At 63.0% G+C, this 24,014-nt stretch carries 19 protein-coding genes; 5 read left to right on the forward strand and 14 right to left on the reverse strand.

The window, feature by feature from the left end:
* Positions 1-20 precede the first annotated feature (20 nt).
* The 4 genes from PGB28_RS01210 to PGB28_RS01225 all read right to left on the reverse strand — a co-directional run bounded on the left by PGB28_RS01210 (position 21) and on the right by PGB28_RS01225 (position 6,431).
* Positions 21-2,612, reverse strand: coding sequence for a putative PEP-binding protein (locus tag PGB28_RS01210; RefSeq protein WP_408636191.1), 2,592 nt, complete (start codon positions 2,610-2,612; stop codon positions 21-23).
* Between the two features lie 101 nt (positions 2,613-2,713).
* Positions 2,714-4,966, reverse strand: a complete 2,253-nt coding sequence (gene glyS / locus PGB28_RS01215; protein ID WP_271419645.1) for a glycine--tRNA ligase subunit beta — start codon at positions 4,964-4,966, stop codon at positions 2,714-2,716.
* On the reverse strand, positions 4,966-5,490 hold the full coding sequence (locus tag PGB28_RS01220) for a DUF6446 family protein (RefSeq protein WP_271419646.1): 525 nt from the start codon (positions 5,488-5,490) through the stop codon (positions 4,966-4,968). The genes glyS and PGB28_RS01220 overlap by 1 nt, the downstream gene beginning before the upstream one ends.
* The gene (locus PGB28_RS01225) at positions 5,487-6,431 is read right to left on the reverse strand and encodes a glycine--tRNA ligase subunit alpha (protein ID WP_271419647.1); all 945 of its coding nucleotides are present in this window, start codon (positions 6,429-6,431) and stop codon (positions 5,487-5,489) included. Before PGB28_RS01225 ends, PGB28_RS01220 begins: the two co-directional genes overlap by 4 nt.
* Positions 6,432-6,667: 236 nt before the next feature.
* Here PGB28_RS01225 and PGB28_RS01230 point away from each other — a divergent pair, with 236 nt between their 5' ends.
* Positions 6,668-8,452, forward strand: a complete 1,785-nt coding sequence (locus tag PGB28_RS01230) for a serine protease (RefSeq protein ID WP_271419648.1) — start codon at positions 6,668-6,670, stop codon at positions 8,450-8,452.
* Positions 8,453-8,612: 160 nt separating this feature from the next.
* Here PGB28_RS01230 and PGB28_RS01235 read toward each other — a convergent pair whose 3' ends face one another.
* Positions 8,613-9,431, reverse strand: coding sequence for an FG-GAP repeat domain-containing protein (locus tag PGB28_RS01235; RefSeq protein WP_408636192.1), 819 nt, complete (start codon positions 9,429-9,431; stop codon positions 8,613-8,615).
* Between the two features lie 68 nt (positions 9,432-9,499).
* Entirely contained in the window at positions 9,500-9,823 is a 324-nt protein-coding gene (locus PGB28_RS01240; protein WP_271419649.1) for a 2Fe-2S iron-sulfur cluster-binding protein, read from the reverse strand.
* A 263-nt stretch (positions 9,824-10,086) separates the two neighbouring features.
* On the opposite strand from PGB28_RS01240, the gene PGB28_RS01245 reads away from it, so the two are divergent.
* The 3 genes from PGB28_RS01245 to PGB28_RS01255 all read left to right on the forward strand — a co-directional run bounded on the left by PGB28_RS01245 (position 10,087) and on the right by PGB28_RS01255 (position 12,467).
* The gene (locus PGB28_RS01245; RefSeq protein ID WP_271419650.1) at positions 10,087-10,974 is read left to right on the forward strand and encodes a BadF/BadG/BcrA/BcrD ATPase family protein; all 888 of its coding nucleotides are present in this window, start codon (positions 10,087-10,089) and stop codon (positions 10,972-10,974) included.
* Positions 10,975-11,088: 114 nt separating this feature from the next.
* Positions 11,089-11,451, forward strand: a complete 363-nt coding sequence (locus tag PGB28_RS01250) for an OB-fold nucleic acid binding domain-containing protein (RefSeq protein WP_271419651.1) — start codon at positions 11,089-11,091, stop codon at positions 11,449-11,451.
* 464 nt (positions 11,452-11,915) lie between these two features.
* Complete coding sequence (locus PGB28_RS01255) at positions 11,916-12,467, forward strand: peptidoglycan-binding domain-containing protein (protein ID WP_271419652.1); 552 nt, start codon at positions 11,916-11,918, stop codon at positions 12,465-12,467.
* Here PGB28_RS01255 and PGB28_RS01260 read toward each other — a convergent pair whose 3' ends face one another.
* The 3 genes from PGB28_RS01260 to PGB28_RS01270 form a co-directional block, all read right to left on the reverse strand.
* Positions 12,468-13,133, reverse strand: a complete 666-nt coding sequence (locus PGB28_RS01260; protein ID WP_271419653.1) for a TetR/AcrR family transcriptional regulator — start codon at positions 13,131-13,133, stop codon at positions 12,468-12,470. It lies immediately after the preceding gene.
* An 8-nt stretch (positions 13,134-13,141) separates the two neighbouring features.
* A complete protein-coding gene (locus PGB28_RS01265; protein WP_271419654.1) occupies positions 13,142-14,653 on the reverse strand; it encodes a trimethylamine methyltransferase family protein in 1,512 nt (503 codons plus the stop codon).
* Positions 14,654-14,792: 139 nt separating this feature from the next.
* On the reverse strand, positions 14,793-17,201 hold the full coding sequence (locus tag PGB28_RS01270) for a GcvT family protein (protein ID WP_271419655.1): 2,409 nt from the start codon (positions 17,199-17,201) through the stop codon (positions 14,793-14,795).
* 220 nt (positions 17,202-17,421) lie between these two features.
* Here PGB28_RS01270 and PGB28_RS01275 point away from each other — a divergent pair, with 220 nt between their 5' ends.
* Positions 17,422-19,050 carry a caspase family protein gene (locus PGB28_RS01275; protein ID WP_271419656.1) on the forward strand — a complete coding sequence of 543 codons (1,629 nt, stop codon included), beginning with the start codon at positions 17,422-17,424 and terminating at the stop codon, positions 19,048-19,050.
* A gap of 120 nt (positions 19,051-19,170) precedes the next feature.
* Here the strand turns inward: PGB28_RS01275 and PGB28_RS01280 are convergent, their stop codons facing one another.
* From PGB28_RS01280 to hflK, 5 genes are all read right to left on the reverse strand, one after another.
* The gene (locus tag PGB28_RS01280; RefSeq protein ID WP_271419657.1) at positions 19,171-19,761 is read right to left on the reverse strand and encodes a rhodanese-like domain-containing protein; all 591 of its coding nucleotides are present in this window, start codon (positions 19,759-19,761) and stop codon (positions 19,171-19,173) included.
* 223 nt (positions 19,762-19,984) lie between these two features.
* On the reverse strand, positions 19,985-21,466 hold the full coding sequence (locus PGB28_RS01285; RefSeq protein ID WP_408636193.1) for a DegQ family serine endoprotease: 1,482 nt from the start codon (positions 21,464-21,466) through the stop codon (positions 19,985-19,987).
* 223 nt (positions 21,467-21,689) lie between these two features.
* Positions 21,690-21,887, reverse strand: a complete 198-nt coding sequence (locus PGB28_RS01290) for a DUF2065 domain-containing protein (protein ID WP_271419658.1) — start codon at positions 21,885-21,887, stop codon at positions 21,690-21,692.
* On the reverse strand, positions 21,884-22,792 hold the full coding sequence (gene hflC / locus PGB28_RS01295) for a protease modulator HflC (protein WP_271419659.1): 909 nt from the start codon (positions 22,790-22,792) through the stop codon (positions 21,884-21,886). The genes PGB28_RS01290 and hflC overlap by 4 nt, the downstream gene beginning before the upstream one ends.
* Complete coding sequence (hflK, locus tag PGB28_RS01300) at positions 22,792-23,958, reverse strand: FtsH protease activity modulator HflK (protein WP_271419660.1); 1,167 nt, start codon at positions 23,956-23,958, stop codon at positions 22,792-22,794. The genes hflC and hflK overlap by 1 nt, the downstream gene beginning before the upstream one ends.
* Positions 23,959-24,014: the final 56 nt, after the last annotated feature.

Raw genomic sequence — 24,014 nt, forward strand, 5'->3', positions numbered from 1 at the left:
CCTCGGCCCTGCTTCGACCCCTATATCTTGTCCCGGATCGCAAGCTGCGCCGCAGCAAGCCGCGCAACGGGAACCCTGAACGGGGAACAGGAAACATATGTAAAGCCGATGTCCCGGCAGATGGCAATCGATTCGGGATTACCGCCATGCTCACCACAGATCGACAGCACCACATCGGGCTTGGCCAGCCGCCCGCGCTCGGCTCCGATCTTAAGCAACTCACCAACCCCGTCAGGGTCAAGCACATGGAACGGATCTTCGGCGAACACCTCTTGCTGGACATATTCCGACATGAACCGCCCCGCATCGTCGCGCGACAGGCCATAGGTCATCTGGGTCAGGTCATTGGTTCCGAAGCTCAGGAAATCGGTATGCTGCGCGATCTCTTCGGCGCGCAGTGCGGCGCGTGGCGTTTCCACCATTACGCCAAGACGGTAATCGAAATCGCGGCCCGTCTCGTTGCGCACCGCGGCGGCCACCGCATCGACGCGGGTCTTGACGATCTCGACCTCGCGCTTGGCCGAGACCAGCGGGATCATGATCTCGGGCACCACAGGGTCACCCTCTTCGCTGGCGGCAATCGTGGCCTCAAAGATGGCGCGCGCCTGCATGTCGTAGATCTCGGGCATTGTAATGCCCAGCCGCACTCCGCGCATGCCCAGCATGGGGTTGTATTCGCCCAGGCTCTCGACCCGGCGCTCCACATCCGACACGGGCCGGTCCAGCGCCTCGGCCAGCGCGCGCATCCCGGCCTTGTCGCTGGGCAGGAACTCATGCAGCGGCGGATCAAAAAGCCGGATACAGACCGGCAGCCCCTGCATGATGCGGAACAGCTCGATGAAATCCGCGCGCTGCATGGGCAAGAGCAGCTCCAGCGCCGCGCGCCGGTCCTCGGCCGTGTTGGCGAAGATCATCTCGCGCATGACGATCATGCGGTCGGTCTCGAAAAACATGTGTTCGGTGCGGCACAGCCCGATCCCGTCGGCCTTGAAGTTGCGCGCCGTATTGGCGTCCTGCGGCGTGTCGGCATTGGCGCGAATGTCGATGTCGCGCACCGCATCGGCCCATTGCATCAGCGTGGTGAATGCCTCGTCCAGTGCCGCCTCAAGCATCGGCGGGCTGCCTTCGAGCACCTGCCCCGCCGCGCCATCAATGGTGATCAGATCGCCTTCGGAGAATTCGCGCCCATCCTCGGCCACAAGCTTTTTCTTGCGGATGTGAAAGCCCATGCGCGCAGCCCCCACGACACAGGGAATGCCCATGCCCCGCCCGATCACCGCCGCATGGCTGGTCATGCCGCCGCGCTCGGTGAGCACGCCCACCGCGGCCTGCATGCCGCGAATATCCTCGGGCGAGGTTTCGCGCCGCACAAGAATACAAGGCTCATCGCGCGCCGCACTGGCCTGCGCCGCCGTGGCGGAAAACACGATCCGCCCGGTCGCAGCGCCCGGGCTGGCGGCAATGCCACGGCCCAGCGCATCGCGGATCGCGTCCGGGTCGATCTGGCGGTGCAGAAGCTCGGACAGCGCGCGCGGCTCTACCCGCATCAGCGCCTCTTCACGCGGGATGATGCCGTCATTGGCCAGCGCCACCGCAATGCGCACCGCCGCACGGTTCGACCGGGGCACGCGGACACCGTCCAGGATGTAGACCTGTCCACCCTGAATGGTGAACTCGATCTGCATCTCGGCGCGCAGTTTGCGCCGCATCTGGCGCGCGTAGTCGACGATCAGCGCAAAAGCCTCGGGCGCGACCTCTTCCAAGGACGGCCCACGCGGGTCCTTCTCGATGTAGAGCGCCTCTGCCCCGCCGGTCAGCGCATCGCGCCCCTGGCTCTGGCTCAGATACCGCCCGGTGATCTGCGGCAACCCGGTCTGGGTGTTGACCAGTTGCAGCACGCCAGACCCCGTCTCGCCATTGCCCGCATCCGGATTGCCGATGCCCAGCGCCATTTCCTGCACCACGAGACCCAGCCCCGCATCCGCCGGGGCGCCCTTGGCCTGCCGCAAGAGCCGGGCGGTCGTGCCTTCCCAGGCGCGCGCCATGGAGCGCAGCACCTGCGCCAGTTGCACGGATGGCTCCTGTGGGAACGGCTCTTCGGCCTCGTCTTCATAGGCGCGCAAGGCCTCGGACAGCGCCTGCGCGCCTTCCGAGCTGATCTCGTCGAAGATGTCCGGGTCAAGCCGCGCCACGTGAATGGCGTAAGCCTCTACAAACCTTGTGTAAATCGCCGCCGCCGCATCGCGGCCCAGCGTGTCGCACATCGCAACGTAACGCGCGTCGTTCATGCCGATATTCAGGATCGCCCCCGGCCCGCCCCAATCCGGGTCCTGACTGGAGGGGCGCACACAGAGCAGCGCGTCCTCCGGGAACTCCGCAAGGATCGCCGCCATATCGGGCATCTGGCCGCTGGCAATGTCATGCACCGCATCAAAGGACAGCGCCACGGTCTTGGGCACCGGCAACTCCATGCGCACCAGACGCTGCAGGCATTTCGCCCGCCCGCCATGGGTGTCGGGCGACATCGGCGCGGTGGGGGTGATGGGCGTGATATCTGGGTTATCGGTCAGCACAGGGCGTAGGTCCGGTTGGGATCTTTTGCAGCGCAGCATAAGCCCGCCCGGTGATCGCGCAAGCCCTTGCATCGCCGCAGGTCACCGCACCCGAAATCTTCCAAAGATTTCGGTCCGATTTATCTGGGATAAATCGGGGCTTACCCCTCGACGCGCCGAAGATCCGCCACCGCAAGACAGGCCTTGCGGATCTGGCTGAGCAGGTTCAACCGGTTGCGCCGCAGAACCTCGTTCTCGGCATTGACCTGCACCGCCTCGAAGAACCCGTCAACAGACGACCGCAGACCCGCCAAAGCGCTCATGGCACCGGCAAAATCCTGGGTTTCCATGGCCGCCTCGATCCGCGGCTCTGCCTCGGCCAGCGCCGCAAACAGCGCCTTTTCCGCATCATCCTCGGCAAATTTCAGATCCGCGCCAAAGCTGTATTCCACCCCGTCCTTTTCCTCGGCCTGGGTCAGAATGTTGTTGGCGCGTTTGAAACCCTGCAACAGGTTCTCGCCATCCTCGGTCCGCAAAAACGCCTCCAGCGCCTCGGCCCGTTTGACCAGCAGCGCGAGATCGTCATTGCCCGGCATCGCGATGCAGGCGTCGATCACGTCATGGCGGATGCCCTGATCGCGCAGGAAGACCTTGAGACGGTCGTGGAAAAAGGCCAGCAGATCGGTGCTGATATCGGGCACCGCATCACCAACGCTGCGCAGGAGCGAGCCATCGCCGGTATCGGGTTCGTCCTCACCATCCAGCTTGTCTATCACGGTGCGGAAAGCCGCGCCAAAGACGCCGTGATCAGCGATTTCATCCAGAATGTCGCGCAGCGCCTTTATCTCGGCATCCTTGGCATCCGGCGCATTCAGTTCGATCTTGTGCAACACCAGTTGCGCGTCAATGAACCGGTCCAGGTTCATGGCCAGATTGTTCGTCAGGATCAGCCGCGTCACGCCCAACGCGGCCCGGCGCAGCGCATAGGGGTCTTTCGACCCGGTCGGCTTTTCATCAATCGCCCAAAACCCGGCCAGCGTGTCCAGCTTGTCGGCCAGAGCAACCGTGACCGCGACCGGGTCACTGGGCACGTCATCGGACGGGCCAAGCGGCGAATAGTGATCGCGGCAGGCATCGGCGACGGCAGGCGACAAACCGGCCTCAAGCGCATAATAGCGCGCCATGATCCCCTGCAATTCAGGAAATTCATAGACCATTTCCGAGGACAGATCGGCCTTGACCACGCGGGCCGCCAGCGCGGCTTCGTCCGCGTCAGCCCCTGTCACAGGTGCCAACGCACGGGCCAGCGACTCGATCCGCGCGATGCGGTCGGCCTGAGACCCCAGCTTGTTATGGAAGGTGACATTGGCCAGCGGTGCGGCCATACCTTCGAGCCCCGCCTCATGAACGGCGCGCACGTCATTCTCCCAAAAGAATTTTGCGTCCGACAGCCGCGCCGCCAGAACCTTCTGGTTTCCGGCCAGAATAGTCGCGCCCTGATCCGCCGTCTCGCGGTTGGCCACGGTCACGAATTTCTCGATCCGCCCGGTCTTGGGGTTCCTGACCGAGAAAAACTTCTGATGCTCTTTCATCGAGGTTTGCAGCACTTCCGGCGGCAGGCGCAGGAAATCCTCGCCAATCTCACCCATCAGCACCACGGGCCACTCCACCAGCCCGGCCACTTCGGCCAGAAGGCCGCGATCTTCAACCACCTCAAGCCCCTGCGCGAACGCCATATTGGTGGCGTCCTGCCAGATATGATCGGCCCGCTCGGACGCATCCAGCACCACATGCGCGCGTTTCAGCTTTGCGGTGTAATCCTCGAAAGAGGTGACGGAAAACGTGTCCGGCCCCATGAAGCGATGGCCCCGCGTCTGATCGCCCGCCGTGATCCCGTCGATCTCGAACGGCACAACCTCTGCCCCGCCCTCATCGCTCAGGATACAGAGCACCGAATGCAAGGGACGTACCCAGCGCAAGGACCCCGCGCCCCAGCGCATGGATTTGGGCCAGGGGAAATTGCGGATCACATCCTCCAGCACCTCGGCGATGATCTCAGCCGCCGGGCGGCCCGGCTTGGTGATGGTGGCGAAATACACCGCGCCCTTATGCGTCTCACGTTCCTCAAGATTCTCGCGCGCCACGCCCGCACCGCGCAAAAAGCCCTCGATCGCCTTGTCCGGCGCACCTACCTTGGGGCCTTTACGCTCTTCTTTCACGGTCGGGCTTTCACCCAAGAGCCCCTCCACCGTCAGCGCCAGCCGCCGGGGCGTAGAAAAACCCGCAGCCGACGCATAGGTCAGCCCCGCCTCGACCAGACCGTCGGTCATGCGTTTCTTGAGATCATCCGCCGCCCGCGCCTGCATGCGCGCCGGGATTTCCTCGGAAAACAGTTCGATCAGAAGATCCGGCATCAGTTGAAATCCTCTCTGGCTGGGCATTCCTCGCCCACCACGGTTCCGTCATAGGCCTTGTCGCCACACTCATTCAGATCGTGCCAGACATAGCCCCGCCCGTCGGCGGTGATCGCAACCACGCGATCAACCCCATAGGCGATGTTCTTTTGGCTCAGAAAGACCAGCGCGGTGCCTGCGTCGATCTCGGCCCCGATGGCCTCGGCATCGAAACAGTCGAACCAGCCCGGCGCGACGCGCGGGGTGCTGTCATACATTTCATAGGTTTCGGTGAGCATGGCATGGCTCATCGTCGTGGTGAAACAGGCGCGGTAGCGGATCGGCGAGGACTCTGCGTCAATCGCCTGAAACGCCGCGTAAAGGATCGGCTCCGGCTCGCCCGAGGCCAGCGAGACAAGCTGCACGTCATCTGTCCCGCTGCCGGCAACCTCATCATAGAAGGCATAGATCTGCAGGTAATACATCACCGCGCCTGCCAGCAACGCCACCATGATAAGCACTCCTGCGAGGATACGTCCGCTCACGCCACGGCCTCCGGCGTCCAGCCTCCCGCCTCGGTCTGCACAAAGGCATCGGCACAAAGCTTGGCCAGCGCGCGCACCCGCCCGATATAAGCCTGCCGCTCGGTGACCGAGATCACGCCGCGCGCGTCGAGCAGGTTGAAGATGTGGCTGGCCTTGATGCATTGATCATAGGCCGGATGCGCCATGATGATCCGCTGGTCCATCTTGGGGTCCTGCGCCGTCTGTTCCAGAATACGGGCGCATTCGGCCTCTGCCTCCTCGAAATGGCGCAACAGCACGTCGGTGTCGGCCACGTCGAAATTCCAGCGCGAATATTCCTGCTCGGTCTGGCGGAACACGTCGCCATATCTCAGCGCAATCGGCGCGTCGGGATCGTTGAAGGGCATGTCCATCACGTGATCGATGCCCAGCACATACATCGCCAGCCGCTCCAACCCATAAGTCAGCTCACCTGAGACCGGATGGCAATCATGCCCGCCAACCTGTTGGAAATAGGTGAACTGGCTCACCTCCATACCGTCGCACCAGACCTCCCAGCCCAGCCCCCAGGCACCCAGCGTCGGGCTTTCCCAGTCATCCTCGACAAAGCGGATATCGTGCAGGTCCATGTCGATGCCGATGGCTTCGAGCGAGCCGAGATACAGCGCCTGCAGATCCGGCGGGCTGGGTTTGATCAGCACCTGGTACTGGTAATAATGCTGCAACCGGTTCGGGTTCTCGCCATAGCGCCCATCGGTCGGGCGGCGCGACGGCTGCACATAGGCCGCGGCCCAGGGCTTTGAGCCCAGCGAGCGCAGCGTTGTGGCCGGGTGGAACGTCCCCGCCCCCACTTCCATGTCATAGGGCTGCATGATGGCACAGCCCTTGTCGGCCCAGTAATTCTGGAGCCGCAGGATGATTTCCTGAAAAGAACGCGGTTTGCGGAATGTGTCGCCGGTCATCATCTGCCCTTGCATTCGGTCTGGAACGGGTCTCGCGCCTGATTAGGGGCTTGGGCGGTGAGGGTCAATTGCATCCCCCCTTCCACGTCAAGAAAACCCCTCTGTATCCCTGCGCCCGCCCTGACGATCCCGTGACATTTGCCGTTTGGCGCGATTTTGGACGTGCACCGCCTCGCGCTTTGGGTAAACTGTGTCAAAACATCACAAATCGCAGGGTAAAAGGTTCCAATTCCCACATGACACGACTTATTTTTTCAGCCCTCCTCGCGCTGGTATTTTCTCTGCGCGCCGCCATTGCCCAGGAAGATGCCGCCTGGATCCAGGTCGAAGCCCAGCCCAGCCTGCTTCAGGCCGAAGAACGGGTGCGCGACTATGCCGAGTTTTTGCCCAATGTGAACGGCTTCTCGATCCGCTCGGGATGGTATGCCGTGGCGCTTGGCCCCTATTCCGAACAACAGGCCACGGCCATCCTGCGCGAATTGCGCGCCAATGGCAGCGTCCCGCGCGACAGTTTCGTGGCGCGCTCAGACGCCTATCGCCAGCAATTCTGGCCGGTGGGTGCCAACCTTCTGGGCACCACCTTTGAAAGCGACCCGCCTGCCGGGGACGCCGCCGAAGACGTGCAAACAGCCGAGGCAGAGACCACCGAAGAGCAAGCCCCACAGGCAGTGGTTGTCACAGAACCCGAACCGGAACCCGAGGAAACGGTCCGCGAAGCGCGGCAGAGCGAACGCGATCTCACGCCGCAGGAAAAGAAAGACCTGCAGATCGCCCTGCAATGGGCCGAGTTCTACACCGCCGCGATCGACGGCGCCTATGGCCCCGGGACACGGCGCGCCATGGCAGGTTGGCAAGAGGCCAACGGCTATGAGGCCACCGGCGTTCTGACCACGCGCCAGCGCGCCGCGCTGCTTGGACAATACAACTCGGTCCTGGAAGGGATGGACCTCAAGCTGGTGCGCGACGCCACATCGGGCATCGAGATGAAAGTGCCCATGGGCGTGGTGTCCTTCGATGCCTATGAAGCGCCCTTCGCCCGCTTTGCCCCGTCCGGCGACATCCCGGCCCGCGTGCTCTTCATCTCGCAGGAGGGCGATCGCTCGAGGCTTTACGGCCTCTACGACATTCTCCAGACTTTGGAAGTTGTGCCGCTGGACGGGCCTCGTGAACGCGGGCGCGACGACTTCACCATCGTCGGTGAAAATGACGAGATCATCTCGCATACAGAGGTCAGCCTGCGCGGGGGCGAAATCAAGGGCTTCATGCTGATCTGGCCCTCTGGTGACGAAGAGCGCCGCAGCCGGGTTCTGGCGGAGATGCAGGACAGTTTTACCCGGATCGACGGGGTTATGCCCGCCGCCTTAGGCGCAAGCGACACGCAATCGGTCGATCTTCTGTCCGGCCTGGTGATCCGCAAGCCGCGCCTGTCGCGCACCGGCTTCTACGTGACCCCCACTGGCACCGTCCTGACCACGCTCGAGGCGGTCGAGGGCTGCTCCCGCGTGACGCTGGACGGCGATATGGAGGCGCGGATCCTGCAAACCGATGACGCGGCTGGGCTTGCGCTTCTGGAACCGTCCTCGCGGCTGGCCCCGATGGAGGTTGCCGAACTGGCCTCCACTGCGCCTCAGCTGCAATCCGAAGTGGCTGTTGCAGGCTTTTCCTATGAAGGCGTGCTCGGTGCCCCCTCCATGACCTTCGGCAAGATCGTCGACCTGCGTGGTCTCAACGGCGAAGAGCGGCTTGACCGCTTTGCGCTGACCGCCCTGCCCGGCGATGCCGGTGGCCCGGTGATGGACACGTCCGGCGCGGTGATTGGCATGCTGCTCCCGCGCGATGCGGGCGGTCGGCAATTGCCCGAAGAGGTCAGCTTTTCGTCGGATTCCGGAGCGCTTCAGGACATGCTGAGCCGGGCCGGTATCCGCCCGCGCACCGCCAATGGCTTTGCGGCCACGCTTGCGCCCGAAGACATGACCCGCAAGGCACGCGGCATGACGGTGCTGGTCAGCTGCTGGGACTGATCCCGCTCTTCCCAAAGGACCAAGGGCGGCCCGCAAGGCCGCCCTTTTCGTTTTGAAGTGCGAGCGGCCTCTTACCGCTCCCCCCTGTTCTTCTTCTGTTCGAAAACACCTCGGGGGAGTCCTCGCTTGCGAGGACGGGGGCAGAGCCCCCGAAATGAGATTACTGTAACGTCTCGCACCGCATCGCCCGGGCAAAGCTGTCCCGCCCGCGATGCGCCCCCAGAGACTGTTGCGAAATCTTCGCCCCGTCAAAACGCAGCGCCAGAACCTCACGCCAGCCCGCATCTGCCACGATCATCTCGGGGCCCTGCCCACAGTCGCGTATACCACCGGCAATATCCACCTCGCCAATCCGGTGATTGGTCACGCCTTTGAGGCTCGCCACCTCACGCAGCCTCACCGTTCGGCCTTGTGTCTCATACCGCCAGACGCGCAAGGTCTTGGCGAGATGCGGACGATCCACATAGGCCAGTTCCATCACCCCGTCGCCATCGAGATCCGCCGCGCCCACAGGGGCCAGCCAACGAAACCGCGTGCCAATAAACGGCGTGGCGGTGATCTGGGCCAGATTGCCCGACACCATCCCCCAGATGGCCAGCCGCGCGCCCTGTGTCTCGTGGCTTTCCACCACGATCACCTCCGGCGCGCCATCGCCATCGAGATCGGCAAGACGCGGCTCGGTGTCCTCGAACACCACGTCACGCTCCCAGCTGGCACGCAGTACCCGGCCATCGGACAAGGTCACGGCAAGCCCGGTATGTTCGATCTCATCGCCCAGCACGCCGTGCGGATAGCGCGTCGTTGGCCCCTCATAACGCGCCGCAGTGATCTCCTGAGCCGCGGCAGCCCCGGCCAGCCACAGGCCCGACATCAGCAACGCGCCGCGAGCCAGACCGCGCAACAGGCTCAACCGCCGACGCGGCGCTTGACCTGATGACGCAATGCCGGACGGAAACCCGGTGCCCACTTTTCCTAGCATTGCCTCCTGACCCGCAATGCCGGACGGAAAACCGGTTCCCACTTTTCCTGGCATTGCTTGGCTGGACATTAAATCTGTTTCTCAGGCATCTGCACGACAAGCCCGTCCAGCGCATCACTCACCTTGAGCTGACAGGTCAGGCGCGAACGCTCGGGATCGGGCTCATAGGCGAAATCGAGCATGTCCTCTTCCATGTCGTCCTTGGCGGGCAGCTTCTCGACCCAGGCCGCATCGACATAGACATGGCATGTCGAACAGGCACAGGCCCCGCCACAATCGGCTTCGATGCCCGGAATATTGTTGTCCCGCGCGCCTTCCATCACGGTCAGCCCGTTGGCCACTTCGACCTCATGCTTGGTGCCGTTATGCTCGATATAGGTAATCTTCGCCATTACAGTTCCCCTCTGAACCTTTTGTCAGACCTCTGTTAGCAAAGCCATTTAGGGCAGACCATGGCCTTTTGCGACCCCGCACTCACAAGCTTGCGACAAATCCGGCCGTAGGGGGTGTTCACGTGTCTCCCATGGCTCCGCGCGCGATGGCAACCTCAGCCGCCTGAATGCCCGGACATAAAGAGACCGGTTCAGGCAAAAATCAAGCTGCACGCATCGGTTCAGGGTCGCACCTGCGCCTGAACTCCGGCATTGATACTGTCATGACAGGCGCATCCCATTCCCAGGTCATTGCCATTGACGGCGGCGGTACGCGCTGCCGCGTGGCGGCGCATGACGGCCACGAGACGATCATGATCGAGACCGGCTCTGCAAATGTCAGTTCGGATTTCGACGGTGCCGTGACCCAGATCACCGAAGGTCTCGGGAAACTGGCCGCGCGCCTGGAATGTCCTGTTGAAGATCTGCTGGCCGTCCCGGCCTTTGCCGGGCTGGCCGGTGTGGTTGACGGAGCGATTGCAGACCGTCTGCGCGACGCGTTGCCATTTCACAATCTGCGCGTCACCGACGACCGCATCCCGGCCCTGCGCGGCGCGTTGGGGCCGCGCGACGGGGCCATCGCCCATTGTGGAACCGGGTCATTCTTTGCCGCGCGTATTGGTGGCACTCACCATCTGGCCGGTGGATGGGGGCCGGTCCTTGGGGACGAGGCCTCGGCGGTCTGGGTGGGCCGCAAGGCGCTGGCACTGGCGCTTGAAACGGTGGATGGCCGGCATGCGCCCTCGCCCCTGTGCGCGCAACTGCTCACGCAATTCGGCGGCGCACCCGGCATCGTGGATTTCGCAGGCAGCGCCCGCCCCTCGGAATTTGGCGCGATTGCCCCCCTCGTGACGCAACACGCAGGCGACGGTGATCCCATCGCCATGTCGATCCTGCAAACCGGCGCAGAGGACATCGCCCGGGGACTGCGCCATGTTGGCTGGACACCCGGGCTGGCGATCTGCCTGACCGGGGGCATTGGCCCGCATTTCGCGCCCTATCTGCCCGAACCTCTGCGCAGTTCCGTGACCGAACCTGCGGGCGCGCCTCTGGATGGCGCCATTGCCCTGGCGCAAGAATTTGCACAGGAGCTGGCAGGTGCCTTCGACTGATCTGTGCCGGATGGCGAAAGCGCATCGCGGGCTTCATCCGGACTCTCTTCTGAGCGCGGAAAAATCACGGCTGCAGGATCGACAAAACCCGTCGCATGTTCTATATATGTTCTCGTGCGCGTCCTCACCTCCCGCCCCTATGACACATGGCCCCGCCCGCCCTCCTGCCTTGTCGCGTCGCGGCTGCACGAGCCGCCCGAAGGCGCGCGCATCACCGTGGCCGGGCTGGTCATCCTGCGCCAGCGTCCCGGCACGGCCAAGGGGGTGATCTTTCTCACGCTTGAGGACGAAACCGGGGTGGTCAATATCGTGGTCTGGCGCAAGCTATACGAACGCTACCGCCGCGCGGTGATTGCGGGCCGTATGCTGCGCGTGACGGGCCGGATCCAGCGGCAATCAGGCGTGGTGCATGTGATTGCCGAGGGGATCGAGGATATCTCGCCCATGCTGGACAGTCTGTTGGCGGAGACCGGGTGAGTGTGTACACGCCACGAAATCCGGATGGGAGCGCGCGTGCGGATTGTCCGGATTGAGGCCTGCTTGGACGTCGCCCGCGCGGAATCAAGGCCGAAGGCCGCCGCGCATCGCGTCGCCATTGTCGCTCGGACCAATGGCGCTCCAATGGCGACCGCCCCCCCCGGCACGGCGATTTGTCTGCTGCTGGCACAACAATCTGATCTTTTTCGGGTTTTCAGGCATAAAGCGCTGCCCACAGACGTCTGATCGCCGCACCGCGGCCCGTCGAAGCGCGGCTCAGGCAAGGTCCGCTTCGCCCCGCAACGCTGCCGTCCGGCCAACCAATCCAAAGCGACACATCCCGGCCACACACCACCCCCACCGCCCGATCACACTGCGCGCCCCCTTCCCCGGCCTGAGAAAACACGCTAAACTGGTGCCAAGCAGGATCAACACCGGCCAAAGCCGGGTCACGAGGCAGGCAGATGGGACAAACCCCAGTGTCATGGCACGCGCAAGCGATGCTTTGGGTCACGGCCTTTGGGCTGCTGGCTGCTTGCACCCATGCGCCGCCGCAGGACGTTGCGGCACGCGCGCATTTTCCGGCCCTCGAAGCCGCCCGCGTGCCCCCGCCTTCCGACGCCGAAAAGGGCACCTGCTGGGCGCGCGACACCACGCCCGCCGTGATCGAAACGGTCACTGCGCAAATCATCGAACAACCGGCGATCCTGAACCCGGACGGATCTGTCCGGTCCCCAGCGATCTATGCCACCGAAACCCGGCAGGAAATCGTGGAACCGCGCCGCGAGCATGTGTTCGAGACGCTCTGCGCCGGGCGCATCACCCCCGGTTTCATCGCCTCGCTGCAACGCGCGCTTCAGGCGCGCGGCCTTTATGACGGGCCGATTACAGGCTTGATCACACCCGAGACCGAAGCGGCGCTGCGCACCTATCAGCGGGGGCACGGCGTAGAAACCGGACTGTTGACCATCCGCACCGCGCGCGAATTGGGGCTGGTGGCTGTGCCACGCCTCTGATCATTCCTGCGCCAGCGCGAAATCGCGAAACGCAGCAATGGCAATGGGGTCTGCGGGACGCCCGGAAAACCCCAGAATATACGGCTCCAGCCGTGACATGCGCAGGTCCATCGGCTCGCGCACTTCCAATGCGTGGTAGCCCAGCTGCATGAAATAGAGGATACGCGCGCGGGCATCGGCCTCGACCGGGTCATAGCGGTGGTGGATGAACATCCGTGTCACCGCGTCCAGGCGCGCGGAATCGGCGGCATCGATGCCGGCGCGCACCTTGGCGTCGCGGCGCGACCATTCCCGCACGGCGAAATCCAGCCCCCGGTCAAACAGCCGGGGATCGACGAAACAGCGAAAGAAATTGCACAGGCCCTCGGTAATATTGCCGGCGGGCATCTCGCAATGGGTCACCAGAGTGCGGGTGTTGCGCCGCTCCCAATCTTCAAGCAGCGCGGCGAGCAGGTGTTTGCGGCTTTTGAAATAGCCGTAGAAGCTCGATCGCGACACATCAAGCCGTGCGGCAAGCGACAGCACCTTGACCTCGCCCACGCCACCGGTAACCAGCGCGTCGCGCGCGACGTTGAGCCAATCTTCGCGGGTGACCTTGATATGGCCCACCAGTGGTGCCTTGTCTGGATCATCGCGGTGCAGGAGCGGTGTGTCTCTCTTTGCCATTGCGCCCTTCAGCTTTCCGGCGGTGCGCCGCCCTCGGACGTGCGCTTTGCAATGAACGCCTCCAGCGCCGCGCGCCGGTCGTCGTCGGTCTCCGGCGGGGTGAATTCGTTCAGGATGCGTTTCCAGACCGCCGTGGCGCGGGTAGAGGCGTCCTCGGCCCCGCGCTCGGTCCAGGTTCCGAAATTGGCGTAGTCATGCATGACCGGTTCGTAGAATTCCGTGCTGTAGCGCGCCATGGTCTGCGGCGCGTCAAAGAAATGCCCGCCGGGATTGACCTGTGTGAGCGCGCTGTCATAGCCGATCTCATCCACCCCCGCGCTGGCCCCTGCGCACAACTCGGCCACCATGTTGAGCACCTCGGCATCACAGACCAGCTTTTCGTAAGAGACGCTGAGCCCCCCTTCGAGCCAGCCCGCCGCATGGATGATCACCGTAGCCCCGGCCATGAGACAGCCCCAAAGCCCCATCTGGTTTTCATTGGCCGCCTGCACATCGTTGATATTCGAGGCCGACCCGGCGGCAGAACGCCAGGGCAGCCCGGTATGGCGCGCCAGTTGACCCGCCGCCAGCGAGGCCTGAAAATGCGCGGGCGTGCCAAAGGCAGGCGCACCGGATTTCATGTCCACGTTGGAGGTAAAGGTGCCGTAACACACGGGCGCAGCGGGACGGACCAGCTGGGTCAGCGTGATGGCCGCCAGCGCCTCGGCATGTGACAGCGTGATTGCCCCCGCCACGGTGATCGGCGCCATGGCCCCCATCAGCGTGAACGGCGTGACGATGGACATCTGCCCGGCCCGCGCAAAGTCGATCAAGCCCTGCGCCATGGGAATATCGAGGCAACGCGGGGAATTGGTGTTGATGATCGTGTAGCAATGGGGATAGGCGGCGAAGTCATCGTCCGACAGGCCCCGGAAATCACGGATCATCTCGAAGCAATCCATCGCCTGCGGCGTGCCGCGCGAGAAGATAAAGGGGAACTTGTCCGACAGGGTCATCTGCGCGCGGGTGGTGAAATAATGGCGCAGATGAATGGGCACGTCCTGCGGCTCAACCTGTGGCGAGATCATGTGGAAGACGTCGAAATGATGGGTGAGTTTGAGGTATTCCTCGTAATCGCGCGCTGATCCGGGGCGGCGGCCGCGTTCCAGATCCGTGGCATTGGGTGCGCCAGCCCCGGCCTGAAAAGCGAGGCTGCCCAGTTCCAGCGTGATGTCGCGCTCCCGCGCGCCCGCCCGACAGTTTATGGACCGGGGCGCGCTGGCCAGAGCCGCCTCGACCATATCGCGTCCGATAAAGACCATGTCCCCCGCAACCCGCGCGCCGCCCTCTGCGTAAAGGCGGCAGGCCTCGGGCAGGAGCACCTTGATGCCTTTTTCCTGCAACAGGCGCAGGGCGGTCTCATGCATGTTGGCGATCTGGTCGTCGGAAAAGACGCCCATCACCGGGAACGGGTTGCGCAACTGGCGGTAATTCACCTCCCGTTTCGGGGTGGTAGCGGATTTGCGGGCGCGACGGGCCAAAGGTGCCTCTCATTTTTTGGTTTCGAACAGGCTGACGCCTGTCCGACCGGTTGGGAGGGGCTTTGCCCCTCCCAAACCCTCCCCAGGATATTTGTGAGCCAAAGAAGGACCGGGGTGGGAGAAGTGGCGGGGGCTGCGCCTAGCCGCGCATGGCGGTGCCTTTCGGGTCATAGGGGGACGGGGCGATGACGCGCGCGGCGCGTTGCTGACCCACCACATGGACCATGAGCTCCGTGCCGATCCCGGACTGGTCGGTGTCGACCATGGCCATGGCCAGCGATTTGCCAATCGTATGACCGTAGCCGCCCGAGGTCACGAAGCCCACGCGCTGCTCCCCCTGCCAGATCGGCTCATAACCGCTGGCATCGGCATCCGTGGCGTCGATCTCAAGCGTGACCAGCTTTTGCGCCGGACCGTTGCCGTCGCGCTCGGTCAGTGCCGCATCGCGGCCGATGAAGTCGCACTTGTCCCAATCGATCCAGCGGTCCATGCCGGTTTGCGCAGCCGTGTAGGCTTGGGTGAATTCCGCCGACCAGATGCCGAAGCTTTTTTCCAGCCGCAGGCTCAGAAGCGCGTTGAAGCCAATTTCTCGCATGCCAAGATCGGCCCCCGCCGCCAGCAGGGTTTCGCGGAGCGTGATATGTTCGGCGGCCGAGCAATGGATCTCGTAGCCCAGTTCACCGGCCACCGACAGGCGGCCCACCTTGCAGCGCAGCATACCCACGTCAAAGCTGCCGCAACCCATGAAGGGCAGATCACTGATGGGACCGTCGGTGAGCTTTTCCATCACCTTGAGTGAGTTGGGCCCGGAGAGGCTGAACCCCACCGTGGCATCCGAGATGTCGCGCACCGTGACGCCTGGGTCCAGATGGTCATGGAACCAGCGCATATGCCATTCGCGGAGATAATAGCTGCCCATGATCCACCATGTGCCGTCGCCCCAGTTGAAGACCGTCAGATCGCCCTTCATCCGCCCGTCGGGCGCGAGCATCGGGGCCAGCCGCGCGCGGCCCGGACCGGGCAGTTTGGACGCCATTACCCGGTTGAGGCAGGCCTCGGCCCCTGCCCCGGTCACCTCGTAGCGGGAGAAGGCGGTGATATCGAGAAGGCCCACCGCCTCGCGCGTGGCCTTGCATTCCTCACCCACGATCTGATGCGCGTTGGTGCGTTTGAGCGTGGGCGTTTCGACGAAATCGGCGCTGGGCGCGAAATAGAGCGGTTGCTCCAGACCGTAAGAGACGCCCCAGCGGCAGCCCGCGGCACTCATCGCGTCATAGGCCGGGGCCTTTTTCAGCGGGCGCCCGGCGGGCAGCTGTTCATTGGGATAGGTCATCACGAAACGGCGGGTGTAGAACTGGCCCGTGGTTTCCTTGATGAAGCGCTTGTTCTGAGCGTAATCGCCATAGCGCGCCACATCCATGCCGAACACATCGGCCTCGGGCTCACCATGGATCATCCATTCGGCCAGGGATTTGCCGACGCCGCCGCCCTGCAGGAACCCCGCCATCACCGCGCAGGCGCACCAATATCCGGGCTTGCCGCGCACCGGACCCACCAGCGGGTTGCCATCGGGCGAGAAGGTGAAAGCGCCGTTGACCCATGTCTTGACGCCCACCTCTTGCAGCGCGGGATAGCGCTCAAAGCCCAGGATCAGTTCCTTTTCGATGCGGTCCGGGTCTTCCTGCTGCAGCTCGAACCCGTATTCCCATGGCGCGCCGTCAACCATCCAGTGCTGGTGATCGACCTCGTAGATGCCCAGAAGAATGCCCTTCTGGTCCTGCCGCATATAGGTGAAGCCTTCGAGATCCACGGTCATCGGGACCTCGAAATCAAGCTGTTCCAGCTCGGGGATGGTGTCAGAGATCAGGTAATGGTGGTTGAGCGGGCTGACGGGCAGTTCGATCCCCGCCATGCGCCCCACCTGTTTGGCCCAGAGACCGGCGGCGTTGACAACATGTTCGGTGTGGATCGTGCCCTTTTCGGTCACCACTTCCCAGCCATCCGCCGTCTGGTTCAGTTCCAGCACGCGGTTATGCTCAATGATCTCCGCGCCGTGTTTCCTGGCCGCGCCCGCATAGGCATGTACGGTGCCGGTCGTGTCGACATAGCCCTCCCGGTCCGCCCACATGCCACCCAAAACGCCATCGGTGGACATGATCGGGCACAGTGCCTTGGCCTCTTCGGGCGTTATCAGGCGGCAATCCTCGATACCGATGGACTGGAACGTGCGGTAAGCGGCCTGAAGCCATTCCCAGCGGTCGGGCGTCCCGGCCAATGTGATGCCGCCGGTCATGTGCAATCCGATGGACTGGCCGCTTTCCTTTTCGATCTCGGACAGAAGGTCGATGGTATAGGCCTGCAGCGCAGCGATATTCGGGTCCGCATTGAGCGCATGAATGCCGCCCGCAGCGTGCCAGCTAGACCCGGCGGTCAGAACCGAGCGTTCGATCAGGCAGACATCTTTCCAGCCGAACTTGGCAAGGTGATAGAGCACCGATGTGCCCACGACGCCACCGCCGATCACCACGGCCCGAAAATGCGATTTCATGGACGACCTCCCGTTTGTCGCGCGCTGCTCCAATGCGCTGGACGATTCGAACCCAGCATTGGACAGCCCTGTCCATTTATCCGACACCAAATGGACAGCCTTGTCCAATACTGTTTTCCGAATGTGGTGACAGGGCGGACCTGTCCCCAATTGAGACCTGTGTCACGGGCCGGAACGTTTCGCCCTTCCTCGGCCCGGACGCCATTGCTAGGCTCGTGTCATGCGTTCATTTATTCTTTGCCTCGCCCTGATCCTGACACCGCTGAGCGCCAGTGCCGAAAAACGGCTGGGGCTGGTCATCGGCAATGACAATTACGCGGATGTCGTGGACCTGCAAAAAGCGCGCGCCGATGCCGAAGCGGTGTCGCAAAGCCTGACAGCGCAGGGATATGCGGTCACCACGGTGCTTGATGCGCATCGGCGCGAGATGAACATGGCCGTTTCCGAGTTCATCGGGCAGCTTGACCCCGGAGATACGGCGCTGATCTTCTATGCAGGCCATGGGGTTGAGATCGATGGCGAGAATTACCTCCTCCCCACGGACATCGTCGCGCCGGATGCCGGCGAGAAATATTTTGTCAAATCGGAGTCCATCGCGCTCTCCGCCTTGTTGGACCGGGTGCGCGCCACGGGCGCGCGCACCACTTTGGCCATCATCGACGCCTGCCGGGACAACCCGTTCAAGGCCTCCAATGGCCGCTCCATCGGGGGATCGCGGGGTCTGGGGCGCATCACGGCCCCCGAAGGCACCTTTGTGATCTTTTCCGCAGGCGCGGGGCAGACGGCGCTGGACAGGCTGTCCGACAATGACCCGGTGGATAACTCTGTCTTTACGCGCATGTTGCTGCCCCGGCTGAACACGCCCGGGGTCGAGCTGCGCGATCTGGTGTCGGAGCTGCGCAGGGATGTGCGGGATCTGGCGCGCAGCGTGGGGCATGAGCAGTTCCCGGCCTATTACGATGAGCTTCTGGGGCAGTTCTACTTCACCCCGGCCCCTGCGGAGGTCGCACAATCAACCCCGGCTCCTGTGCAGAAACCGGGAGGCGCAGACCCGATGCGCGCGGATTTCGAACTGGCCAGATCGCTCAACACGCGCGCGGCCTATGCCACCTTTATCGAACGCTATGCGGCACGACAGGACGAGTTCCCGGTTCAGATGGCGATGAAACTGCGTGACGCCTTGACCGACACAGACGCGCAAGAGCCTGTCCCCCCCACCGAACCCGCCCCGCAGCCCGTGGCAGAACCGCAGGTTGAACCAGCCGATCGCCGTGACATCCTGCGCCAGACGCAGGCGCAGTTGAACGCGCTGGGCTGCAACGCGGGGATCGCGGACGGCATCTCGGGGCCTCGCACGCGGGCCGCGTTTCGCCGCTTTCTCGATGCAACCGGCACGGGGATTGCGGCGGATGAGCTTGGCACGGCCCGGGCGCTGGAGGCGGTCCAGGCGCTGTCTGGCACCGTCTGCAAACAGGCGGCGGCGACCACGCGCTCGGACAGCGCGAATACCGCGACCAGCAGCCGGTCATCTGCATCTGCACCGGCCCCCGCGCCCGCAGCACCGTCCTTTTCACTGACTGGATCGTGGCGCTGGACGGCATCCTGCCCGCTGGGCAAAGCGACCGGGACGACCACATTCCGCTCGGCCGGAGGCAATTCCTATTCCGGAACTGTGAATGGCTCAGCCGGGTCCGGCACGGTGCGCGCGGTTCTGAACGGGCGCAGCTATTCCGCGACCGAGAACTTCGGCTGGGTCACAAATCAGGCCAATGGCTCTTTGTCCTCAGATGGCCGGACGCTGAGCATGCGGGTCTCAAATGGCTGCCGGGTAACGGCACGCAAGGGGTGATGGGTGACAGGGACGTGCCGCTGATCCCGGTCGAAATGAAAAAGGGCGCCCCGACCGGAGCGCCCTTGGAATAACGGCCCAGCCAAATGCCAACCGACAGGGGAGACTGCGCCGTTCTACCTAGTTGAGATCCGCTGGATAGACCTGGCTGGGTTCGATTGCATAGCCCCAAGCCAGCCCGGCGTTTTTCCAACCGTTCACCACACGCTGGCCAGCCATGTCTCCGGCTTTTGCCTTATCGCCTTCGAACCCGTCAACGAGCGAGTAGGCATTGGTATAGCCGAGATCATACAGCAGATTGACAGCTTTGGCGCTGCGTGACCCAGAGCGACACATGACGACAATAGGTGTCTCGTCTTCAATCCCATGCGCCTCGGCATAGTCCAGAAAATCAAATTCGAAGGCCAGATTGGGTTCGAGTTGATATCCTTTTTTGCCGGGATCGTAGCGGACGTTTTTCGGCATGACCATGAGCGGAATATGCACGTCGACCCGAGTCGCGAGACCAACAAATGTCACTTCCGGACGGCTGCGCACATCAAGCAAGATAACGTTGTCATCGCGCAGCAACTCCGCAGCCTCGGACGATGTTACATAGAGGCCCGCCTTTGTCTTTTTCTTGTCCGGCACCGAGGACAGATCGTCGGCAAAGGCAGGTAGAGTGAAGAAACAGAGACACAAATACGCATAAACATTCGATACGAGTTTCATATCGTACACCTCCAACAATAGTTGCTTTAAAAAATAGTAAATACGTTACAAATTACGTGACGTTAACACAGCAGCCACCCCCAGCAAAGATTTTTCCGATGACGGGCCAAGCGTCAAAGCAGCTTCGCATCCGCCCCTCTGCAAAGCGCCGCAGCAAAGCTGACGCGGAAAAAAAGGGGCGCCCCAACCGGAGCGCGCCCTTTCAGATCGGCGGTGTTGCGGTTTACTCGCCCAGGCTCAGCGCCACAAACCGCGGATCACCGGCACGGCGCACCAGGAGCAGGAGCGATTTGCGCCCGGCCTCTTCCGCCGCTGTGATCTGATCCTCCAGATCGGCAATGGTGGTGACCTTTTGCTGGCCCGCTTCGGTGATCACATCGCCTGCGCGCAGGCCCTTTTCATAGGCTTCCGACATCTCGTCCACATCGCTGACCACCAGACCTTCGGCGTTGGAGCCAAGCTCAAGCTGTTCGCGCAGCTCATCGGTCATTTCCGAGATCGACAGGCCAAGGATGTCCTTTTCGGTGGCTTCCGGCTCGTCCATGGGCTGCGACGCCGGGACCGAGGCACTCTCGGCGGTTTCGCGGCGGCCCAGAGTGACCATGATGGTCTGGGTCTTGCCCTCCCGGTTGACCACCACGCGCACGGCCTTGCCAACCTCGGTATTGCCGACCTGACGGACCAGACCACGGGTGTCGATCACATCGCGTCCGTCGAACTTGATGATCACGTCACCGGCTTCCATGCCCGCATCTGCGGCCGGACCCGGCGGCACGTCGGTGACCAGCGCGCCATTGGTGCTTTCCAATCCCATAGCTTCGGCCACATCCTCGGTCACATCCTGAATACGCACACCCAGCCAGCCGCGGCGGGTTTCGCCGAATTCCTTGAGCTGATCGACCACGCGGATCACCACATTGGACGCCATCGAGAAGCCGATGCCGATAGAGCCGCCATTGGGCGACAGGATCGCGGTGTTCACGCCGACAACCTCGCCATCCATGTTGAACAGCGGCCCGCCCGAGTTGCCCCGGTTGATGGCGGCGTCGGTCTGGATGTAGTCGTCATAGCTGCCCGAAAGCGCACGGTTGCGGGCCGACACGATGCCCGCGCTGACAGAGAAGCCCTGCCCCAGCGGGTTGCCCATGGCCATGACCCAGTCACCCACGCGGGCGGTGTCGCTGTCGCCAAAGCTCACAAAAGCCAGCGGCTCTTCGGCCTCGACCTTCAACAGCGCGATATCGGTGTTGGGGTCGGTGCCGATCACCTTGGCGGGCAGTTCGCCCCCCTCGAAAAACTCGATCAGGATTTCGTCGGCACCTTCGATCACGTGGTTGTTTGTAACGACAAAGCCGTCTTCCGAGATCACAAAGCCCGAACCCAGCGCCGAGGATCGGCGCGGTCGGTCACCGCGATTGCCGCGATCCTGAAATTCTCGGAAGAAATCCTCGAAAGGCGAGCCTTCGGGGACGATGCCCTGCGGCCCGGTCCGGCCCGCGACGGTGGTGGAGGTGGTGATATTCACAACTGCCGGGCTGATACGTTCGGCCAGATCGGCGAAGCTTTCCGGTGCGCCGCGGGCGGCGGCGGAAAGCGCCTGTGCCATAAGAAACATCACCGAGATGCCGAGCATCCAGATGACGCGCAAACGGGCCGGGTTGTTCACCGGTTCAGCGTTTGCGACTGCAATCGATTGGGGTTTCACTTGAACGAACTCCTCTCACGTCGTTGGTGCTTTCGCACATGGGGCGAAAATGCCGCCCCGAAATGACCACACCCTTTCGGTGCCTCAGTCCCAATGTAGGTACTCAAATATCACAGGCCAAGAAACTCTCGCGCGATCAAGCGCATGTGACCGGAACGTGAAAACTGTAACACGGGATGCGCGAATGGAAAGGGTCACGCGCACCCGCCGCTGCATGCCCGCATCATGCGCCCAGCGTCTTGGCAATCCAGACAAGCACCACGCCCAGCGCAAGCGCGATCATGCCGATGTAGCGCCGCTGTTCTTCGGGCAATGTGCGAAGCATTTCAAGCAGTTGCTCCACAAGCGAAGGGGCCAGCACATAGGCCAGCCCCTCCACGATCAGCACCAGCCCAAGGGCCAGGAATGCCGTTTCGATCATTCCGCAGCGGCTCCCGCGTCATCCGCGTCCTTGCCGGTGTCGGACTTCAGATAGTTGAAGAAGTCACTATCCGGCGAAAGCACCATGGTCGAGTTATTGGCCTGCAATGCGCGCTGATAAGCCGTCAGCGAGCGGTAGAATTCAAAGAATTCCGGGTCCGCGCCAAAGGCTTGGGCAAAGATACCGTTCCGGCGGGCGTCAGCCTCACCTCGGATAATCTCGGCCTGACGTTGCGCATCCGAGGTCAGTTCGACCACGGTCCGGTCGGCCTGCGCACGCACACGCTGCGCGGCTTCGTTACCGCGGGCGCGTTCGTCGGTGGCTTCCCGTTCACGCTCGGCGCGCATCCGCTCGAATGTCGCATCAAGGTTTTCCGCAGGCAGGTCGGTGCGCTTCAGACGTACGTCGATCAGCTCAAGCCCCAGTTCGGTGGCATCACCCACCGCGCCGTTACGAATACGCTGCATGAGCGCCGCACGATCGGAGGATAGGATGTCATTCGAGGACACCGAACCCAGTATCTCACGCGTTTGCGAACGCAGGATCGAATCCAGCCTGCGGCCCGCCACGTCGATCGCCTGATCCCCGCCGGCACCTGTGGCCTCGCGGAAGCGGTTCACATCCGAAATCCGGTAGCGCGCGAAGGCGTCAACGACCAGACGACGGTCATCGAGCGGCGTGACCTCAAGCGGGTCCACATCGCGGCTCAGGATACGGTCATCATATTTGACCACGTCCTGAATGAGCGGGATCTTGAAGCTCAGCCCCGGCTCATCCTTGACCGAGACAACCCGGCCGAATTGCAGCACAAGCGCCTTTTCACGTTCGTCCACGATAAAGATCGAAGACAGCACACCCGCCACGGCAATCACCAGGATGGGCAGTAGGAAAGTGGTTTTCCGCATCAGTTCGACCCTCCGCTGGTGGTGTTTCGGCGCAGCTCGTTAAGCGGCAGATAGGGCACGACACCCTGCCCCCCTGCGCCAGAGGTGGATTCATCAAGGATGATCTTGTCCACCCGGCCCAGCACCTGCTCCATGGTTTCAAGGTAGAGACGCTTGCGGGTCACTTCCGGGGCTTTGAGGTATTCTTCAAGCACCGCAGAAAAACGGCTGGCTTCACCCTCGGCCTCGTTCACGACTTGGGCGCGATAGCCTTCGGCTTCTTCAAGTAGCTGTGCCGCTTCACCGCGTGCCTCGGCGAGGACCCGGTTGGCATAGGCATCCGCTTCGTTCTGGAAACGGTCCCGTTCCTGTTCGGCGGCCTGCACGTCGCGGAAGGCCGCGATTACCGACGCGGGCGGATCCGCTTTGTCAAAGTTCACACGTACGATGTTCACGCCAGAATCGTAGCTGTCCAGTGTCGACTGGATCAGATCCTGAAGCCGCGAGGCGATGATGCCCCGATCACGGTTGAGGATCGGTGCCAGCTCCGATTGCGCGATGATCTCACGCATGGCCGATTCCGACACCGCGCGGATGGTCGGGCGCGGTTCACGCAGGTTGAACAGGAACATGGCCGGATCCGAGATGTTCCACACCACCTGAAAGTCGATATCGACGATGTTTTCGTCCCCGGTCAGCATCAGACCCGCATCCGAGCCACGACCGCCCACACCGATATCTTCGGTCTGTTCGCGGGTGACCGGGATGACCTCGGCTGTAACAACGGGCCATGGCGCAAAGTTCAGACCGGGCTGGCCGGTGCTGGAATAGCTGCCCAGGAACAGTTCAACCGACTGCTCTTCGGGCTTGACGGTGTAAAAGCTCGCCATGCCCCAAAGCACCAGCGCACCCACGATGCCAAGACCCACGGTGCCACGCGTCAGCTTGGGGCCACCGCCCCCGCCGCCCGCGCCGCCCGAACGTCCGCCGCCATCACCGCCGCGCCCGCCCATGAGCACGCGCAACTGCTCCTGGCCTTTCTTCATCAGCTCGTCGATCTCGGGGATCTGTGGGTTGTCATTGCCAGATCCACGCCCGCCGCCATTCGGCCCGCGCGATCCGCGATCATCTCCATTGTTTCCGCCAGAGCCGCCGCCCCCCCAGGGGCCGCCAGAATTCCCTGCCATTCGCTCTTTTCCTCTCAGATCAAATCACTTCGTTTGCCTGCCCCTTAACCTGTGGG

The sequence above is a fragment of the Primorskyibacter aestuariivivens genome (assembly GCF_028023675.1).
Taxonomy (GTDB): domain Bacteria; phylum Pseudomonadota; class Alphaproteobacteria; order Rhodobacterales; family Rhodobacteraceae; genus Marinovum; species Marinovum aestuariivivens.

What these genes read in the sequence shown, in the direction of transcription:
- PGB28_RS01210 (WP_408636191.1), bottom strand. Translation starts at nt 2,612, where the DNA reads ATGCTGCGCTGCAAAAGATCCCAACCGGACCTACGCCCTGTGCTGACC.
- glyS (WP_271419645.1), bottom strand. Translation starts at nt 4,966, where the DNA reads ATGCCGGATCTTCTGATCGAACTGTTTTCCGAGGAAATCCCGGCGCGC.
- PGB28_RS01225 (WP_271419647.1), bottom strand. Translation starts at nt 6,431, where the DNA reads ATGACCGGCGACACATTCCGCAAACCGCGTTCTTTTCAGGAAATCATC.
- PGB28_RS01230 (WP_271419648.1), top strand. Translation starts at nt 6,668, where the DNA reads ATGACACGACTTATTTTTTCAGCCCTCCTCGCGCTGGTATTTTCTCTG.
- PGB28_RS01235 (WP_408636192.1), bottom strand. Translation starts at nt 9,431, where the DNA reads ATGCTAGGAAAAGTGGGCACCGGGTTTCCGTCCGGCATTGCGTCATCA.
- PGB28_RS01240 (WP_271419649.1), bottom strand. Translation starts at nt 9,823, where the DNA reads ATGGCGAAGATTACCTATATCGAGCATAACGGCACCAAGCATGAGGTC.
- PGB28_RS01245 (WP_271419650.1), top strand. Translation starts at nt 10,087, where the DNA reads ATGACAGGCGCATCCCATTCCCAGGTCATTGCCATTGACGGCGGCGGT.
- PGB28_RS01255 (WP_271419652.1), top strand. Translation starts at nt 11,916, where the DNA reads ATGGGACAAACCCCAGTGTCATGGCACGCGCAAGCGATGCTTTGGGTC.
- PGB28_RS01260 (WP_271419653.1), bottom strand. Translation starts at nt 13,133, where the DNA reads ATGGCAAAGAGAGACACACCGCTCCTGCACCGCGATGATCCAGACAAG.
- PGB28_RS01270 (WP_271419655.1), bottom strand. Translation starts at nt 17,201, where the DNA reads ATGAAATCGCATTTTCGGGCCGTGGTGATCGGCGGTGGCGTCGTGGGC.
- PGB28_RS01275 (WP_271419656.1), top strand. Translation starts at nt 17,422, where the DNA reads ATGCGTTCATTTATTCTTTGCCTCGCCCTGATCCTGACACCGCTGAGC.
- PGB28_RS01280 (WP_271419657.1), bottom strand. Translation starts at nt 19,761, where the DNA reads ATGAAACTCGTATCGAATGTTTATGCGTATTTGTGTCTCTGTTTCTTC.
- PGB28_RS01290 (WP_271419658.1), bottom strand. Translation starts at nt 21,887, where the DNA reads ATGATCGAAACGGCATTCCTGGCCCTTGGGCTGGTGCTGATCGTGGAG.
- hflC (WP_271419659.1), bottom strand. Translation starts at nt 22,792, where the DNA reads ATGCGGAAAACCACTTTCCTACTGCCCATCCTGGTGATTGCCGTGGCG.
- hflK (WP_271419660.1), bottom strand. Translation starts at nt 23,958, where the DNA reads ATGGCAGGGAATTCTGGCGGCCCCTGGGGGGGCGGCGGCTCTGGCGGA.